Below are 16778 nucleotides of genomic sequence, written 5' to 3' on the forward strand. Positions count from 1 at the left end.
GCCTCGCGGCCGACCCCTCCTCCTCTACCTCACTTCGCCATTCACCCGACGCCCTGATCAGCACTCATCATCGGGACACACGAAGGTCTTCAAACCCCGGCACGCCGCGGTGTGTCGAAGCGCCGTGATGGGCCGCTGTGTGGAGTGAAGTAGAGGAGGAGGGCCGGGCGCAAGCCTGGACCGGGGGACATGAACGCAACACAGCGGACCGGCGCGGCGCCCGCGTCGACGCTGGACCGTCTGCGCCAAGTACCGACTCAGGACGCCGCAACCACCCCGCCCGGCGCGCCCCCCACGTCCTGCGCCGGCACCGCCTCACCGTCCAGCACCTTGTGCGCCCGCTCGCGGTCGATGTCACCCTCCCAGGCCGCCACCGCGACGGTCGCCACGCAGTTGCCGATCAGGTTGCCGAGCGCGCGCGCGATGCCCATGAACCAGTCGACCGACAGCACCAGCACCAGCCCGATCGCCGGGATCGCCGGAATGGCCTGCAGCGTGGCGGCCAGCACCACGATGGCCGAGCCCGGCACGCCGTGCGCGCCCTTGCTGGTGACCAGCGAGATCGCCAGGATGGTCAGCAGGTCGGTCATCGTGACCGGCGTGTTGGTGGCCTGGGCGATGAACACCGCCGCCAGCGTGATGTAGATCGAGAAGGCGTCGAGGTTGAACGAGTAGCCGGTGGGGATCACCAGGCCGACCGTCGAATCGCGGATGCCCATGTGCCGCAGCTTGGCCATGATCTGCGGCAGCACGCTGTCGGACGAGGTGGTCGCGAACACGATCGCCAGTTCCTCGCGCAGGTACTTCAGCAGCTTCCACAGGCTGAAGCCCGAGAGCCGCATGATCGCGCCGAGCACGCCGGCCACGAACAGGAACACGGCCGCATAGAACAGCAGCACCAGCAGGCCCAGCTGCTTGAGCGAACCGATGCCGTACTTGCCGACGGTGAAGGCGATCGCGCCCAGCACGCCCAGCGGCGCCAGCTTGATGATCAGGCCCATGATCTTGAACAGCACCAGCGACAGCTCGTCGATCAGTCCGGTCACGGCCCGCCCCTTCTCGCCGACCAGCGACAGCGCGCAGCCGAACAGCACCGCGAACAGCAGCACCTGCAGCACGTCGCCGGTGGCGAAGGCGTTGACCACCGTGGTCGGAATGAGCTTGAGCAGGAACTCGACGGTGCCGCCGCCGGTGAGCTTGCTGGCGTTCTCGGCGTAGGCGCTCATCGCCTTGGCGTCCAGCGTGCTCGGGTCGACGTTCATGCCGGCGCCGGGCTGGAACAAGTAGGCCAGCAGCAAGCCCAGCGCGAGCGCGATGCAGGTGACGGCCTCGAAATAGACCAGCGCCTTGACGCCGACCCGCCCGACGCGCTTCAGGTCCCCCGCGCCGGCGATGCCATGCACCACGACGCAGAACACCAGCACCGGAATGATCATCTTGATGAGCTTGATGAAGCCGTCGCCGAGCGGCTTGAGCTTGACCGCGAAGTCGGGCCAGAACAGGCCGATCAGGACCCCCAGCGCGAGCGCGAGCAGGACTTGTCCGAACAGGGACCGCAAAAATTTGGGCATGGCAATCCTCCTGGTGTGACGCGGCGGCTCGGCACGCTGTCGTGCGCCGGCGTGCAGCAAGCCCGTTCGCAAGAATCGTGCAGGCGAAGCAGGCCGGTTAGCGCGCCGCCTCGACCAGTTGCCGCGACAGCCGGTTGTGCCGCTCGACCAGGCGCGGCAGCTCGACGGTGGTGAGCCGACCGTCACGCACCACCACCCGCCCGTGCACCACGGTGTGCCGCGTGCGCGGCGGCTGGCAGAACAGCAGCGCCGCGAGCGGGTCGTGCTGCGCGCCGGCCAGGCCGACGTCGTCGAGCGCGAAGATCGCCAGGTCGGCGGCCCTGCCCGGCGCGAGCGTGCCGATGTCGTCGCGGTCGAGCACCTCGGCGCCGCCGCGGGTCGCGATCTCGAGCGCCTCGCGCGCCCCCATCGCCGACGGCCCGAGGACCGGGCCGTGCGCGACGCGCTGCAGCAGCATCGCCATGCGCGCCTCGGCGAGCAAGTGGCCGCCGTCGTTCGAGGCCGAGCCGTCGACGCCCAGGCCCACCGGCACGCCGGCATCGCGCAGGGCCCGCACCGGCGCGATGCCCGAGGCCAGCCGCATGTTCGAGCACGGGCAGTGGGCAACGCCGGTACGGGTGCGGGCGAACAGGCCGATGCCCGGCGCGTCGAGCTTGACGCAGTGCGCATGCCAGACGTCGCGGCCGACCCAGCCCAGGTCCTCGGCGTACTCGGCCGGCGTCATGCCGAACTTCTCGCGCGAATAGGCGATGTCCTTGTCGTTCTCGGCCAGGTGGGTGTGCAGCGACACGCCGTGGCCGGCGCCGAAGCTGCGCGCCAGCGCCGCCGACTCGCGCATCAGCTCGCGGCTGACCGAGAACGGCGAGCAAGGCGCCACGACGATGCGCAGCATCGCGTGGCGCGCCGGGTCGTGCCAGCGTTCGATCAGCCGCTGCGTCTCCTTCAGGATCGCCGGCTCGGCCTCCACCACGCGGTCGGGCGGCAGGCCGCCCTGGCTCTGCCCGACGCTCATCGAGCCGCGCGCGGCATGGAAGCGCATGCCAATCTCCGCGGCGGCCTCGATGCTGTCGTCGAGCGTCACCCCGTTGGGATAGAGGTAGAGGTGGTCGCTGCTGGTCGTGCAGCCCGACAGCAGCAGTTCGGCCATCGCGGTCTGGGTCGACACCCGCACCATCTCCGGCGTCAGGCCGGCCCAGATCGGGTAGAGCGTGCCGAGCCAGTCGAACAGCTCGCAGTCCTGGGCGATCACGCGCGTCAGCGACTGGAACATATGGTGGTGGGTGTTGACCAGCCCGGGCACGACGATGTGGTCGCGGGCGTCGATCACCTCGTCGGCGGTGGCCGGCAGCTCGGCGGCCGGACCGACGGCCTCGATCACGTGGTCGCGGATGAAGACGCTGCCGTCGGCGATCTCGCTGCGCCGGTCGTCCATCGTGACGACGAGGCGGGCGTTGTGGATCAGGAGGGTGGGCATGAGTGCCTTTTGCTTATCGGGTGTTGTTCATGCGTTGCGGCGAGCGGCCCACGGAGGGCCGGACAGGGTGGGGCACGCAGGTTCGGCGGCCTCCGCTGCGCTGCGGCTACCCTGCGGTGCTCGGGTCCATGGCCCCGTCACGGAACTCACTGTGCTCACTGCGTTCGCTCCGTTCGGACAACCGCGACGAGTCAGCCCACGAAGCGCGCTGCGCGCGCGGGCCACGCACCCTGCGCGCCTCGGCGCCTCGCATGCGCGCCCCACCCTGTCCGGCCCTCCGTGGGCAGAGGCGGCATGGCAATGCCGCGATCGAACACCACGAGCGTGGCTGCGCCACGGCACCAACTGCCACATCGACGACGCAACGAAGTCAATGCGCCTCCGCCAACTTCGCCGCCTCGACCGCCTGCGCCGCCCCGCCCTTCGCGCCATTGAAGAACAGGTTCAGCAGCACCGCGCTCAAGGCCGCCAGCAGGATGCCGGACTCCAGCAGCGGATGCAGGCTGTGGTGCATCTGCTGCGTCCAGCGCGGCGCCACCAGCGGCAGCATGCCGAAGCCGATCGAGATCGCGACGATGTAGAGGTTGTGGCGGTTGGTCTTGTAGTCGACCGCGGCGAGGATGCGGATGCCGGTCGCCGCGACCATGCCGAACATCACCAGCCCGGCCCCGCCCAACACGAAGGTCGGCACCGACTCGACCAGCGCCGCCATCTTCGGCAGCAGGCCCAGCACGATCATGATCAGCCCGGCCGCCACGCACACGTAGCGGCTGCGCACGCCGGTCACGCCCACCAGCCCCACGTTCTGCGAGAAGCTGGTGTACGGGAAGGTGTTGAAGATGCCGCCGATCAGCGTGCCCAGGCCGTCGGTGCGCAGCCCGGCCGTCAGCGCCTTCTGGTCGATGGGCTTGCCGGTGATATCGGACAGCGCGAGGAACATGCCGGTCGACTCGATCATCACGACCACCATCACCAGCGTCATCGTCGCGATCAGCACCGGGTCGAACACCGGCACGCCGAAGGCGAACGGCGTGACGACGTCGAACCAATGCGCCTTGGCCACCTTGTCGAAGCCCATCTTGCCCAACGCGGCGGCCACCACGCAGCCCACCACAATGCCCAGCAGCACCGAGATGTTGGCGACGAAGCCCTTGCCGTACTTGGAGATCAGCAGGATCACCACCAGCACGAAGGCCGCGATCGCCATGTTGTCGAGCGCGCCGTAGGCCGGGTTGTCCTTCTCCGGCACCGGCCCGGGCAGCTTGGTCACGAGGGGCGCCACCGATACGCCGGCGGCCGCACCGGCGTTGGCCGATGCCGTGGCCGCAGCGGCGGCCTGCGTCGCGACACCCGCCGCCGGGGCCGAGCCGGCCGACAGCGCGGCCACCGCTGCATTGCCGGCCAGCGCCTCGGCCTTGGCCTGGTCGACCATCGCCACGAGCCGGGGCACGTCGGTGAACTGCGCGAGGTGGGCCGGCCCGCCCATCGCCCAGCCGATGCCCACGCGCATCAGGCTGATGCCGATCACCGCGATGATGGTGCCGGTCACCACCGGCGGAAAGAAACGCAGCAGCCGCCCCATCACCGGCGCGATGAAGATCGACAGGATGCCGGCACCGATGATCGCGCCGAAGATGGCCCGCGCGGCCTCGGTGCCGCCCGGCCCGGCCATCGCGATCATCGGCCCCACCGCGGCGAAGGTCACGCCCATCATCACCGGCAGCTTGATGCCGAACCAGCGCGTCGCGCCCAGCGACTGGATCAGCGTGGCGATGCCGCAGCAGAACAGGTCGGCCGAGATCAGCAGCGCCACCTGCTCGGGACTGAGCTTGAGCGCGCGGCCGACGATCAGCGGCACGGCCACCGCTCCGGCGTACATCACCAGCACATGCTGCAGGCCCAGCGCCGTCAGCCGGCCTGCAGGCAGTTTCTCGTCGACCGGATGGACGGTGGTGGTGCCCGAAGTCATGGCGTTCTCCTCGAATGCCCTCGGGCGCTTGCAAGGCCCGTACCCAGGCCGTGCCCGCTACCTGGGCGATGCACCGGCCTCGTACCAGCGGCCCAGCAGCGCGCGCTCGGCATCGGTGATCTGGGTCGCGTTGTTCATCGGCATGGTCTTCAGCACCACCGCCTGCTGGTAGATCTGCTGCGCGTGGCTGGCGATCAGCTCGGGCGTGTGGAGCTGGACGTTCTTGCTGACGACCTGGGCGTTGTGGCACATCGCGCAGCGCTCGCCGACCACCGCCTGCACCTGCGCAAAGCTCACCGGGACCGCCGCGGCCGCCTGCCCCACCACGGGGTCGCCCTTCGGCGGCGCGACCAGCAGCGCCACGCCGGCCAGGATGGCAATCGACGCGCCGGCGATCTCCCAGCGCGGCGGCGCCTTGTGCCGGAGCACGAAGAACAGCCGGATCAGCGCACCGGCCAGCATCAGCAGCACCAGCACCAGCCAGTTGAGGCGGTGCTGGGTGACCATGCCGTAGTGGTTGGACAGCATCGCGATCAGCACCGGCATCGTGAAGTAGGTGTTGTGCACGCTGCGCTGCTTGCCGCGCTTGCCGAGGTTCGGGTCGACCGGCTGCTTCGCGCGCAGCGCCGCCACCACCTTGCGCTGGCCGGGGATGATGACCATCAGCACGTTCGCGCTCATCACCGTGGCCAGCATCGCGCCGGTCAGCAGGAAGGCGGCGCGCCCGGCGAACAGGTGGCAGGCGATCCAGGCCGCGACGCAGGTGTAGAGGAAGACGCCGAGGCCGACCTTCAGGTCGCCGCCCACCGAGCCGTCGGCCTTGCGGCCGAACACGCGGCAGATGCCGTCGTAGACCACCCAGCCCAGCACCAGGTAGGCCAGCGCGCCGGCCACTGCGGCAGCCGGTGACCAGTCGAACACCGCCTTGTCGACCAGGAAGGACGAGGCGTTGACAAAGTACAGCACGCACAGCAGCGCAAAGCCCGACAGCCAGGTCGCGTAGCTCTCCCAGTACGACCAGTGCAGCTTCTCGGGCAGATTCGGCGGCGCGACCAGGTACTTGCTGGAGTGGTAGAAACCGCCGCCGTGCACCGCCCAGGCTTCGCCGTCGACGCCCTTCTTCCTCAGCTCCGGGTCCTCGGGCTTGTAGAGGCTGTCGTCGAGCAGCACGAAGTGCAGCGAGGCGCCGATCCACGCGACCGCGGTGACCACGTGCAGCCAGCGCAGCAGCAGGTTGGCCCAGTCCAGCAGGTAGGCGTCCATCGTCAGGGTTCCCGAACGGTCAGGCCCGCGACGGCAGCCGCGCAGGAAGGGTGGGCGCCCCGCTCAACTGCCCCGGTAGGTCGAGTAGGCCCACGGGCTCACGAGCAAGGGCACGTGGTAGTGCAGCGACGGGTCGGCGAGGCCGAAGTCCAGCGGCACCTCGTCCAGGAAGGGCGGCTCCGGCAGCGCGACACCGCGCGCCTTGAAGTAGGCCGCCACCGAGAACACCAGCCGGTAGCAGCCGGCCAGCAAAGCCTCGCCTTCCAGCAGCGGCGAGTCGGCCCGGCCGTCGTCGTTGAGTTTCAGCTCGGCGATGCGCTCGGCAGCACCCGGCGCGAGCCGCCACAGCGACACCGCCATGCCGGCGGCCGGACAGCCGTTCATCGTGTCGAGCACGTGGGTGGTAAGTCGTCCCATGGGCGGCGCGGCGCTCCGGTGATTCGCACTGGACAAAGAGGGCAGGCTGGCCGGCTTGCCGGGCCATTGAAAGTGTATACACTTTGGAATACATCGCAAGCTCCATGCCACCGGGCGCCCACCGCTCGCTGCCACGAACCCGCACCGAAACGATGCCTCGTGCCGCCACCGCCAAGCTCCACGTCCTGAAGCCCGCACCGGCGCGGCGCCGCCCTGCCGCGGCCACCGCGCCACAGGCCGACCCGAGCGCCACGCAGCGCATCGTCGATGCCATCACCGCGGCCATCGTCGAGCGCCGGCTGATGCCGGGCACCAAGCTCGCCGAGCAGAAGATCGCCGACATCTTCAAGGTCTCGCGCACCCTCGTGCGCCAGGCGCTGAACCAGCTCAGCCGCGACCGCCTGGTCACGCTGGAGCCGGCACGCGGCGCCTTCGTCGCTCGGCCCGGCGTGCAGGAGGCGCGCCAGGTGTTCGAGGTGCGTCAGATGCTGGAGGCCGCGATGGTGCGCAAGCTGTGCGCGGTGATCAGCGACGTGCAGATCGCCGAACTGCGCGCCCACCTGCGCGCCGAGCGCGAGGCCGTGCTGCGCACCGACGTCCCCGGTCGCACCCGGCTGCTGGCCGACTTCCACATGATCCTCGCGCGCATGGTCGGCAACGAGGTGCTGGCTCAGCTGCTGACCGACCTGCTGTCGCGCTCGTCGCTGATCTCGCTGATGTACCAGTCCTCGCACTCGGCCGAGCACTCGCAGGCCGAGCACGTGGCCCTCGTCGACGCGCTGGAACGGCGCGACGCCCGCGCCGCCGTGAAGCTGCTCGAGTCCCACCTCCAGAACGTCGAGCGCAACCTGCGCCTCAATCCGCGCGTCCACGACCTCGACGCCGCGCTGCGGCCGGCGGGGTGAGCGGACTGCGCTCGTTTCTTGCAAGGCCCGCCGCCATGGATCCGACCCTTCCCTACCCCCGCGATCTGCGCGGCTACGGCCGCGACGTCCCGCACGCGCGCTGGCCCGGCGGTGCGAGGATCGCGGTGCAGTTCGTGCTGAACTACGAGGAAGGCGGCGAGAACAGCCCGCTGCACGGCGACCCGACCTCGGAAACCTTCCTGTCCGAGCTGATCACTGCCCAGGCCTACGAGAACCGCCACATGACGATGGAGTCGATGTACGAGTACGGCTCGCGCGTCGGCGTGTGGCGCATCCTGCGCGAGTTCGAGAAGCGCCGCCTGCCGCTCACGGTGTTCGGCGTCGGTATGGCGCTGGAGCGCTATCCGGAGCTGCTGGCCGCCTTCGTGGAGAGCGGCTACGAGATCGCCAACCACGGCCTGCGCTGGATCCACTACCAGAACCTGCCCGAGGCCACCGAGCGGCGCCACATCGGCATCGGCACCCAGCTGCTGCGCGAGCTGACCGGCGGCGAGTGGCCGCTGGGCTGGTACACCGGGCGCGACAGCCCCAACACCCGCCGGCTCGTCGTCGACCAGGGCGGCTACGAGTACGACAGCGACTACTACGGCGACGACCTGCCGTTCTGGATGCCGGTCACGAAGACCGACGGCACGACGCAGCCGCACCTGGTGCTGCCCTACTCGCTCGACACCAACGACATGCGCTTCGTGCAGGCGCAGGGCTTCAACACCGGCGAGCACTTCTTCACCTACCTGCGCGACAGCTTCGACGCGCTCTACGCCGAGGGCGAGGACGCGCCGAAGATGATGTCGATCGGCATGCACTGCCGCCTGCTCGGCAAGCCCGGCCGCATCGCCTCGCTGCAGCGCTTCCTCGACCACATCGAGGCGCACGACCGCGTCTGGGTGTGCCGGCGCATCGACATCGCGCGGCACTGGAAAGCCGCACACCCCTGGCAGGCGGCATGACGATGACGACCGGCATGGACGGCCTGTTTCCGCAGCCGCTGACGCTGGACTGGCTCAATGCCGCGGCGCCCGGCCCGGCGCTGGCCTCGCTCGACGGCCTCTACGAGCACTCGCCCTGGATCGCCGCGGCGGCCTTGCAGCAGCGCCCGTTCGCGAGCCTCGCGCAACTCAAGTACGCGCTGGTCGGCGTCGTGCGGGCCAGCGGCCGCGACGCGCAGTTCGCGCTGGTGCGCGCCCACCCGGAGCTGGCTGGCAAAGCCGCCGTCGCCGGCGCGCTGACGGCCGAATCGACCCACGAGCAGGCCGCGGCCGGCCTGAACCACTGCACGCCCGAGGAGTTCGCGCAGGTGCAGCAGCTCAACGCCACCTACACCGCGCGCTTCGGCTGGCCCTTCGTGATGGCGGTGCGCGGTGCGCGCGGACTCGGCCTGCACCGCCGCCAGATCATCGCCACGCTCGAGCGCCGGCTGCAGGGCCATCCGGAGGTCGAGCTGGCCGAGTGCCTGCGGCAGATCGACCGCATCGCCGAGATCCGCCTGAACGACAAGTTCGGCGTCACGCCGGTACTGGGAGAGCAGGTGTGGGACTGGGCCGAGCAACTGGCGGTGCACACCGACCCGGGCTACGGCGAACGCGGCGAACTCACCGTCACCTACCTGACCGACGCGCACCGCGCCTGCGCGGCACAGCTGCAGGCCTGGATGCGCGAAGACTGCGGCTTCGACGAGGTGCGCATCGATGCGGTGGGCAACGTGGTGGCCGTGTACCACGGAGCAGCAGCGACGGGCAGCCCTCACCCCGGCCCTCTCCCGGAGGGAGAGGGAGTCAACCGCGTGCCTGCATCGACAGGTTCGGAGCCTGACCCCCTCTCCCCCGCCCCGGGGGAGAGGGCCGGGGTGAGGGGGACGCCTCGCCGCCTGCTCACCGGCAGCCACTACGACACCGTGCGCAACGGCGGCAAGTACGACGGCCGGCTCGGCATCCTGGTGCCGATGGCCTGCGTGCGCGAGCTGCACCGCGCCGGCCGGCGCCTGCCCTTCGGCCTGGAGGTGATCGGCTTCGCCGAAGAGGAAGGCCAGCGCTACAAGGCCACCTTCCTCGGCTCCGGCGCGGTGATCGGCCACTTCGACCCCACCTGGCTCGACCAGCAGGACGCCGACGGCGTGACGATGCGCGCCGCGATGCAGGCCGCCGGCCTGCCGGCGACGCTGGAGGCCATCGCGGCCGAGGCGCGCGACGCGGCGCGCTACCTCGGCTTCGTCGAGGTGCACATCGAGCAGGGCCCGGTGCTGAGCGAGCTGGACCTGCCGCTGGGCGTGGTGACCTCGATCAACGGCAGCGTGCGCTATCTCGGCGAAGTCACCGGCGTCGCCAGCCACGCCGGCACCACGCCGATGGACCGCCGGCGCGACGCCGCGACCGCCGTCGCCGAGCTGGCGCTCTACGTCGAGCAGCGTGCCGCCGCCGCGCCGCACCTGGTCGGCACCGTCGGCATGCTGGAGGTGCCCAACGGTTCGATCAATGTCGTGCCGGGCCGCTGCCGCTTCAGCCTCGACATCCGCGCGACCACCAACGAGGTGCGCGATGCGATGGCGGCCGACGTGCGGGACCGGCTGGCCGCAATCTGCGAGCGCCGCGGCCTCGCCTACCGCCTCGAGGAAACCGTGCGCGCCGCGGCCGCTCCCAGCGACGCGGCCTGGCAGCGCCGTTGGGAAGCCGCCGTCGCCGCCACCGGCCTCCCGGTGCACCACCTGCCCAGCGGCGCCGGCCACGACGCGATGAAGCTGCACGAGGTGATGCCGCAGGCCATGCTGTTCGTGCGCGGCGAGAACGCCGGCATCAGCCACAACCCGCTCGAATCGAGCACCGTCGACGACATGCAGCTCGCGGTCGAGGCCTTCGCCCACCTGCTGGAACAACTCGCGCTTGCCTCGTCCCCACCCTCACCCCTGCCCTCTCCCGCACACGGGAGAGGGGGTCCACCGAGCCACTCGACATGAGCACCCCCTACGACCGACTCGACGCCTGGATCGACGCCCACTTCGACGAGCAGGTGAAGCTGCTTCAGGAACTGGTGAAGGTTCCCACCGACTCCCCGCCCGGCAACAACGCGCCGCATGCCGAACGCACCGCCGAGCTGCTGGCGGCCTTCGGCTTCGAGGCCGAGCAGCATCCGGTGCCGGCCGACGAGGTGCGCGCCTACGGGCTGCAGTCGCTCACCAACCTGATCGTGCGGCGGCGCTATGGGCCCGGCGGCCCGACCATCGCGCTGAACGCGCACGGCGATGTGGTGCCGCCCGGCGAAGGCTGGACCCATGATCCCTACGGCGGCGAGATCGCCGACGGCAAGCTCTACGGCCGCGCCGCCGCGGTCAGCAAGTGCGACTTCACGACCTACAGCTTCGCGGTGCGCGCGCTCGAGTCGCTGGGCGCACCGCTGAAAGGCGGCGTCGAGCTGCACTTCACCTACGACGAGGAGTTCGGCGGCGAGCTCGGCCCTGGCTGGTTGCTGGCCCAGGGCCTGACGAAGCCCGACCTGATGATGGCCGCCGGCTTCAGCTACCAGATCGTCACCGCGCACAACGGCTGCCTGCAGATGGAGGTCACGGTGCACGGCAGGATGGCGCACGCCGCCATCCCCCACACCGGCGTCGACGCGCTGCAGGGTGCGGTGAAGATCCTGAACGCGCTGTACGCGCAGAACACCCTCTACAAGGGCATCTCGTCGCAAGTACCGGGCATCACCCACCCCTACCTGAACGTCGGCCTGATCGAGGGCGGCACCAACACCAACGTCGTGCCCGGCAAGGTGGTGTTCAAGCTCGACCGCCGCATGATCCCCGAGGAGAACCCCGAACAGGTGGAGGCCGACATCCGCCGCGTGATCGCCGACGCGGCCGCGCAGACCGACGGCATCACCGTCGACATCCGCCGCATGCTGATGTGCCGTGCGCTCACGCCGCTGCCCGGCAACGCGCCGCTGGTCGCCGCGCTGGAGAAGCAGGCCTCGGCGGTGTTCGGCGAACCGATCCGCACCACCGGCACGCCGCTCTACACCGACGTGCGGCTGTACTGCGAGCGCGGCATCCCGGCGGTGATCTACGGCGCCGGGCCGCGCACCGTGCTGGAGAGCAACGCCAAGCGCGCCGACGAGCACATCGTGCTCGACGACCTGCGGCGCGCGACCCAGGTCGTGGCGCGCACGCTGTTCGATCTGCTGTCCTGACCCCCGCACGGGCGGCGACGTTCGCGAGCGGGCCGATGGACTTCCACCCCTGCGACGACCCGAGCGCGGCGCAGATCGTCGCCGCACTGCGCCGTGCGAACGCGGTCGCGCGGCACGCCCTGGCGCTCGGTCGCCACCCCTTCGGCGCGCTGCTGCTCGCGCCCGACCACGAGACCGTGCTGGCCGAGCAGGGCAACATCGACACGGTGCAGCACGCCGAGGCCACGCTGGCGCGCAACGCGGCGAGCCACTACGCGCCGGGCTTCCTGTGGGACTGCACGCTCGTCACCACCTTCGAGCCCTGCGCGATGTGCGCCGGCACCGCCTACTGGGCCAACATCGGCCGCATCGTCTATGGCGCCAGCGAAGAAGCACTGCTGGCGCTGACCGGCAGCCACGCCGAGAACCCGACGCTGGCGCTGCCCTGCCGCGAGGTGTTCGCGCGCGGCCAGAAGCCGGTGCGCGTGTTCGGGCCCTGCCCCGAGCTCGAAACCGAGCTGCTCGCCCCGCACCGCGGCTTCTGGTCGGACCACTGATACCAGGTCGCGTTCATCCGTATCGGATCGGCCGCCGACCTTCGGTTCGTTGCGGTCATCGGTGCCTGGTGTGGAACACCGACTGTCAAACGTTGGCACGTTAGTGCTGGCGAGGGCGTCGGGTGAGCGGCGCAGTGAAGTAAAGGAGGAGGGGGCGGCCCTCGGGCCGCCGCCGGGGGACATGAACGGAGCCGCTCGCCCGGCGGCCTCGTCAGCACCGCGCGGTCCTCGCAGGCGGCCGGCCGGCGCCCTGACCCAAGCTCAATCCGATGCGTTCGAATGCAGTGCCGGATGCGCGGTCTGCCACGTCCACCCATCCGGCACGGTTCCTGCTGCATCCCATCTGGTACACAAGACAGTGCACCATGCACGCACCATGCACGCACCGAACCCGTTCACGCTGGAGGAGTGGCAACAGGCCTACCGCGACGGCGCCACACCCGACGCCCTGCTGCGCGAGCGCTTGCGGCAGCTGGCGGCGGCCGGCGACGACCCGGCGTGGATACTGCGCGCCAGCGAAGCACAGCTCTACGTCCAGCTCGACGCGCTGGCGGCACGCGCCGCCGGCTGCGCGGACGCCGCCGCCCGGGCGCGGGCCCTGCCGCTGTACGGCATACCGTTCGCCGTGAAGGACAACATCGACATCGCCGGGCTGCCGACCACCGCCGCCTGCCCCGCGTTCTCCCGCGTCGCCGAACGCTCGGCACACGCGGTCGAGCGCCTGGTCGCGGCCGGCGCCGTGTGGCTGGGCAAGACCAACCTCGACCAGTTCGCCACCGGCCTGGTCGGCACCCGCTCGCCCTATGGCCGGCCGGCGAGCGTGTTCGCCGCCGACCGCGTGAGCGGCGGCTCCAGCTCCGGCTCGGCGGTGGTCGTCGCGCGCGGCGACGTGCCGCTCGCGCTGGGCACCGACACCGCCGGCTCGGGCCGCGTGCCGGCCGGCTTCAACAACATCGTCGGGCTCAAGCCGACGCCGGGCCGCGTGTCCACCGCCGGCGTGCTGCCGGCCTGCCGCTCGCTGGACTGCGTGTCGGTGTTCGCGCACACCGTGCCGGCCGCGGCCACCGCGCTCGCGCTGATCGAAGGGCCGGACGCGGCCGACGCCTACAGCGCCTTCGCGCCCGGACCGGCCGGCTGGCCCGGCCCGCTGCGCGTCGGCGTGCCGCGCGATCCGGTGTTCAGCGGCGACGCCGGCTATGCCGCGGCCTTCGGGCAGGCCCTCGGCGAGCTGCGCCGGCTCGGCCACAGCGCGGTACCGATCGACTTCGCACCGCTGCACCGGGTCGCCGACCTGCTGTACGCCGGCCCCTGGGTCGCCGAGCGCCATGCCGTGGTGCAGGCGCTGCTCGCGCGCGACCCGCAGGCGCTGGACCCGAGCGTGCGCCAGATCGTCGAGTCGGCCACGGCCTTCAGCGCCACCGACGCCTTCCGCGGGCAGTACCGGCTGCGCGAGGCGCAGCGCGACGCCGCCGCGCTGTGGCAGCAGGTCGACGTGCTGATGGTGCCGACGGCGCCGGGGCATCCGCGCTTCGACGAGATCGACGCGGACCCGCTGGGCGTGAACGCGGGGCTGGGCACTTACACCAACTTCGTCAACCTGCTGGGCTGGTGCGCGCTTGCGCTGCCGGCCGGCTTCACGACGACAGCGGTCGCGCAGGGGATCGCCGCCGGGCTGCCGTTCGGCGTGACCTTCATCGCCCCGGCGAACGCCGACGCAGCGCTGGCCCGCTTCGGCGCGCAATGGCAGCGCGCGATGGACCTGCCGCTCGGCACCGCCCGGCTGCACCTGGAGGATCTGCCGGCCACGGCATCGCTGCCCACACCGGCCAGCGAACCGGTGCTGCCACTGGCCGTCGTCGGCGCCCACCTGTCGGGCCTGCCGCTGAACGGCCAGCTCACCGAGCGCGGCGCCCGCCTGAGCGAGGCCACGGCAACGGCCCCGCGCTACCGCCTGCATGCGCTGCCCGGCACCACGCCGCCCAAGCCGGGCCTGGTGCGTGCCGCCGGCACCGACGACGGCCACGCGATCGCGGTCGAGGTCTGGGATCTGCCGCAGCACGCCGTCGGTTCCTTCCTCGCGCTGATCCCGCCGCCGCTGGGCCTGGGCTCGATCGAGCTGGCCGACGGCCGCTGGGTGCACGGCTTCCTGTGCGAGTCGCACGCGCTGGCCGGCGCGCCCGATGTCAGCGCCTTCGGCGGCTGGCGTGCCTACCTGGCGTCGCTCCGGGGCGCCCCGGCCGCGTCCTAGGCTGGCCCCACCCGCCCTCACCTGCCCGGATTTCCAGGAGACCGCCATGCTACCCGCCGACACGATCGAGGCCTATGTCGACGCCGCCGCCGCCGCGTTGGCCCTGCCGCTCGCGCCCGAACACCGCCCCGGCGTGCTGCGCTACTTCGGGCTCGCATCGCAGATGGCCGCACTGGTGAACGGCCTGCCGCTGGCGGTCGAGGACGAACCGGCGCCGCAGTTCGTGCCGCTGTCGCCGCAGGACGCCGCATCGTGAGCGCCGACACGCTGCTCGCCGGCACCGCAACCGGCATCGCCGCGGCGGTGCAGCGCGGCGAGGTCAGCGCCAGCGCGATGGTGCAGGCCAGCCTGGCGCGCATCGCCGCCACCGACGCGCGCGTCAACGCCTTCACCGACCTCACCGCGCAGCGTGCCCTGGCGCGCGCCGCCGCGCTCGACGCGCGCCACGCGGCGGGCGACACCGCGGCGCTACCGCTGCTGGGCGTGCCCTTCGCGGTGAAGAACCTGTTCGACGTGCAGGGCCTGACCACGCTGGCCGGCTCGAAGATCGAGCGCGAGCACGCGCCGGCGCTGCGCGACGCACCGCTGGTCGAGCGCCTCGAGGCGGCCGGCGCAGTGCTGGTGGGCGCGCTGAACATGGACGAATACGCCTACGGCTTCACCACCGAGAACAGCCACGCCGGCGCCACCCACAACCCGCACGACCTGGCGCGCAGCGCGGGCGGCTCGTCGGGCGGCTCGGGCGCCGCCATCGCCGCCGGCCAGGTGCCGCTGACGCTGGGCTCCGACACCAACGGCTCGATCCGCGTGCCCAGTTCGCTGTGCGGCGTGTTCGGCCTCAAGCCCACCTACGGCCGGCTGCCACGCCACGGCTCCTACCCCTTCGTCGCCAGCCTCGACCACCTCGGGCCGTTCGCGCGCTCGGTGCCCGACCTGGCGCTGAGCTACGACCTGCTGCAGGGCTGGGACGCCGCCGACCCGGGCTGCGTGCAGCGCCCCATCGAGCCGACGCACGCCACGCTGGCACAGGGCGCGGACGGCCTGCGTATCGCGGTGCTCGGCGGCTACTTCCACGAGCACGCGCTGCCCGAGGCACGCGCCGCGGTCGAGCGCGTCGCGGCGGCGCTCGGCGTCACGCGCCGCGTCGAGCTGCCGGAGGTGGCGCGCGCCCGCGCCGCCGCCTTCCTGATCAGCAACGCCGAGGGCGCCACGCTGCACCTGGGCGACCTGCGCACGCGCGCCCACGACTTCGAGCCGCTGTCGCGCGACCGCTTCCTCGCCGGCGCGCTGCTGCCGGCCGCCTGGGTGCTGCAGGCGCAGCGGGTGCGGCGCTGGTTCGCGCAACGCGCGGCCGAGCTGTTCGGCGAGGTCGACGTGCTGCTGGCGCCGGCCACCCCCTGCGTCGCGCCGCTGCTCGGCACCGAGTGGCTGGAGCTGAATGGCCAGCGGCTGCCGGCCCGGCCCAGCCTGGGCCTGCTGACGCAGCCGATCTCCTGCATCGGCCTGCCGGTCTGCGCGGTGCCGGTGTGGGGCACGAACCCGGCGCTGCCGGGCTTGCCGATCGGCGTGCAGCTGATCGCCGCGCCCTGGCGCGAGGACCATGCGCTGCGCGTCGGTGCCGCGCTGGAGGCCGCCGGCGTGGTGCGCTCGCCGGTCGCCGCGCTCGACTGAACCCGAAGGAAGCCCGCCGATGACCGACGACTCCGAGATCAACCGCCCCGAGGTGCTGGCCGAGATGGAGGCGGTGTTCGCCCGCTACGAGGACGCGCTGGTCCACAACCGCATCGACGTGCTCGACGCGCTGTTCTGGCCGAGCGCGCACACCGTGCGCTATGGCGCTGCCGAGAACCTCGTCGGCATCGACGCGATCCGCGCGTTCCGGCTGGCCCGTCCGTCGCAGGGACTCGCGCGCCGGCTCTCCAACACCGTGATCACGACCTACGGCCGCGACTTCGCGACCGCGATGACCGAGTTCCACCGCATCGGCGACGCCCGCATCGGCCGCCAGAGCCAGACCTGGGTGCGCTTTGCCACCGGCTGGCGCGTGGTCGCCGCGCATGTGAGCCTGATCGATGCCTGATACCAACTCGCAATCGAACATGTCAAATCACCCTGCGTCTTTCGCCTCGTTGCAGCCGTTCGTATGCGTGGGATGCCGGCGTTCGACGCGTTCACTGGTCGGCCACCGGCCCGTACCG

At 71.5% G+C, this 16778-nt stretch carries 14 protein-coding genes; 9 read left to right on the forward strand and 5 right to left on the reverse strand.

All coding sequences use genetic code 11. The features are described 5' to 3' along the window. Positions 1–257: 257 nt before the first annotated feature. The 5 genes from ACQY9S_RS11545 to uraH all read right to left on the reverse strand — a co-directional run bounded on the left by ACQY9S_RS11545 (position 258) and on the right by uraH (position 6694). Entirely contained in the window at positions 258–1571 is a 1314-nt protein-coding gene (locus ACQY9S_RS11545) for a C4-dicarboxylate transporter DctA (protein ID WP_428419848.1), read from the reverse strand. A gap of 97 nt (positions 1572–1668) precedes the next feature. Continuing rightward, positions 1669–3045: an 8-oxoguanine deaminase gene (locus tag ACQY9S_RS11550; protein ID WP_428419849.1), complete on the reverse strand. Its 1377-nt coding sequence runs from the start codon at positions 3043–3045 to the stop codon at positions 1669–1671. 370 nt (positions 3046–3415) lie between these two features. Beyond that, the gene (locus ACQY9S_RS11555; protein ID WP_428419850.1) at positions 3416–5014 is read right to left on the reverse strand and encodes a nucleobase:cation symporter-2 family protein; all 1599 of its coding nucleotides are present in this window, start codon (positions 5012–5014) and stop codon (positions 3416–3418) included. Positions 5015–5071: 57 nt separating this feature from the next. Continuing rightward, a complete protein-coding gene (locus ACQY9S_RS11560; RefSeq protein ID WP_428419851.1) occupies positions 5072–6277 on the reverse strand; it encodes a urate hydroxylase PuuD in 1206 nt (401 codons plus the stop codon). Positions 6278–6340: 63 nt separating this feature from the next. Continuing rightward, positions 6341–6694, reverse strand: coding sequence for a hydroxyisourate hydrolase (uraH, locus tag ACQY9S_RS11565; protein WP_428419852.1), 354 nt, complete (start codon positions 6692–6694; stop codon positions 6341–6343). 152 nt (positions 6695–6846) lie between these two features. On the opposite strand from uraH, the gene ACQY9S_RS11570 reads away from it, so the two are divergent. The 9 genes from ACQY9S_RS11570 (at position 6847) to hpxZ (ending at position 16660) form a co-directional block, all read left to right on the forward strand. After that, a complete protein-coding gene (locus ACQY9S_RS11570; RefSeq protein ID WP_428419853.1) occupies positions 6847–7599 on the forward strand; it encodes a GntR family transcriptional regulator in 753 nt (250 codons plus the stop codon). A gap of 35 nt (positions 7600–7634) precedes the next feature. Further along, positions 7635–8570: an allantoinase PuuE gene (gene puuE, locus ACQY9S_RS11575; protein WP_428419854.1), complete on the forward strand. Its 936-nt coding sequence runs from the start codon at positions 7635–7637 to the stop codon at positions 8568–8570. Then, positions 8567–10570 (forward strand): 2-oxo-4-hydroxy-4-carboxy-5-ureidoimidazoline decarboxylase, encoded by a 2004-nt coding sequence (uraD, locus tag ACQY9S_RS11580; RefSeq protein WP_428419855.1) that lies wholly within the window; start codon positions 8567–8569, stop codon positions 10568–10570. The genes puuE and uraD overlap by 4 nt, the downstream gene beginning before the upstream one ends. After that, entirely contained in the window at positions 10567–11796 is a 1230-nt protein-coding gene (locus ACQY9S_RS11585; protein WP_428419856.1) for a M20 family metallopeptidase, read from the forward strand. Before uraD ends, ACQY9S_RS11585 begins: the two co-directional genes overlap by 4 nt. Positions 11797–11831: 35 nt before the next feature. Continuing rightward, positions 11832–12332 carry a nucleoside deaminase gene (locus ACQY9S_RS11590; protein ID WP_428419857.1) on the forward strand — a complete coding sequence of 167 codons (501 nt, stop codon included), beginning with the start codon at positions 11832–11834 and terminating at the stop codon, positions 12330–12332. 376 nt (positions 12333–12708) lie between these two features. Beyond that, the gene (atzF, locus tag ACQY9S_RS11595) at positions 12709–14580 is read left to right on the forward strand and encodes an allophanate hydrolase (RefSeq protein WP_428419858.1); all 1872 of its coding nucleotides are present in this window, start codon (positions 12709–12711) and stop codon (positions 14578–14580) included. Positions 14581–14626: 46 nt separating this feature from the next. Beyond that, on the forward strand, positions 14627–14836 hold the full coding sequence (locus tag ACQY9S_RS11600; protein ID WP_428419859.1) for a DUF4089 domain-containing protein: 210 nt from the start codon (positions 14627–14629) through the stop codon (positions 14834–14836). Beyond that, complete coding sequence (locus tag ACQY9S_RS11605) at positions 14833–16251, forward strand: AtzE family amidohydrolase (RefSeq protein ID WP_428419860.1); 1419 nt, start codon at positions 14833–14835, stop codon at positions 16249–16251. Before ACQY9S_RS11600 ends, ACQY9S_RS11605 begins: the two co-directional genes overlap by 4 nt. A 19-nt stretch (positions 16252–16270) precedes the next feature. Beyond that, positions 16271–16660 (forward strand): oxalurate catabolism protein HpxZ, encoded by a 390-nt coding sequence (gene hpxZ, locus ACQY9S_RS11610; protein ID WP_428419861.1) that lies wholly within the window; start codon positions 16271–16273, stop codon positions 16658–16660. Positions 16661–16778 lie beyond the last annotated feature (118 nt).

It is taken from the genome of Methylibium sp., assembly GCF_965279545.1.
GTDB lineage: Bacteria > Pseudomonadota > Gammaproteobacteria > Burkholderiales > Burkholderiaceae_C > Methylibium.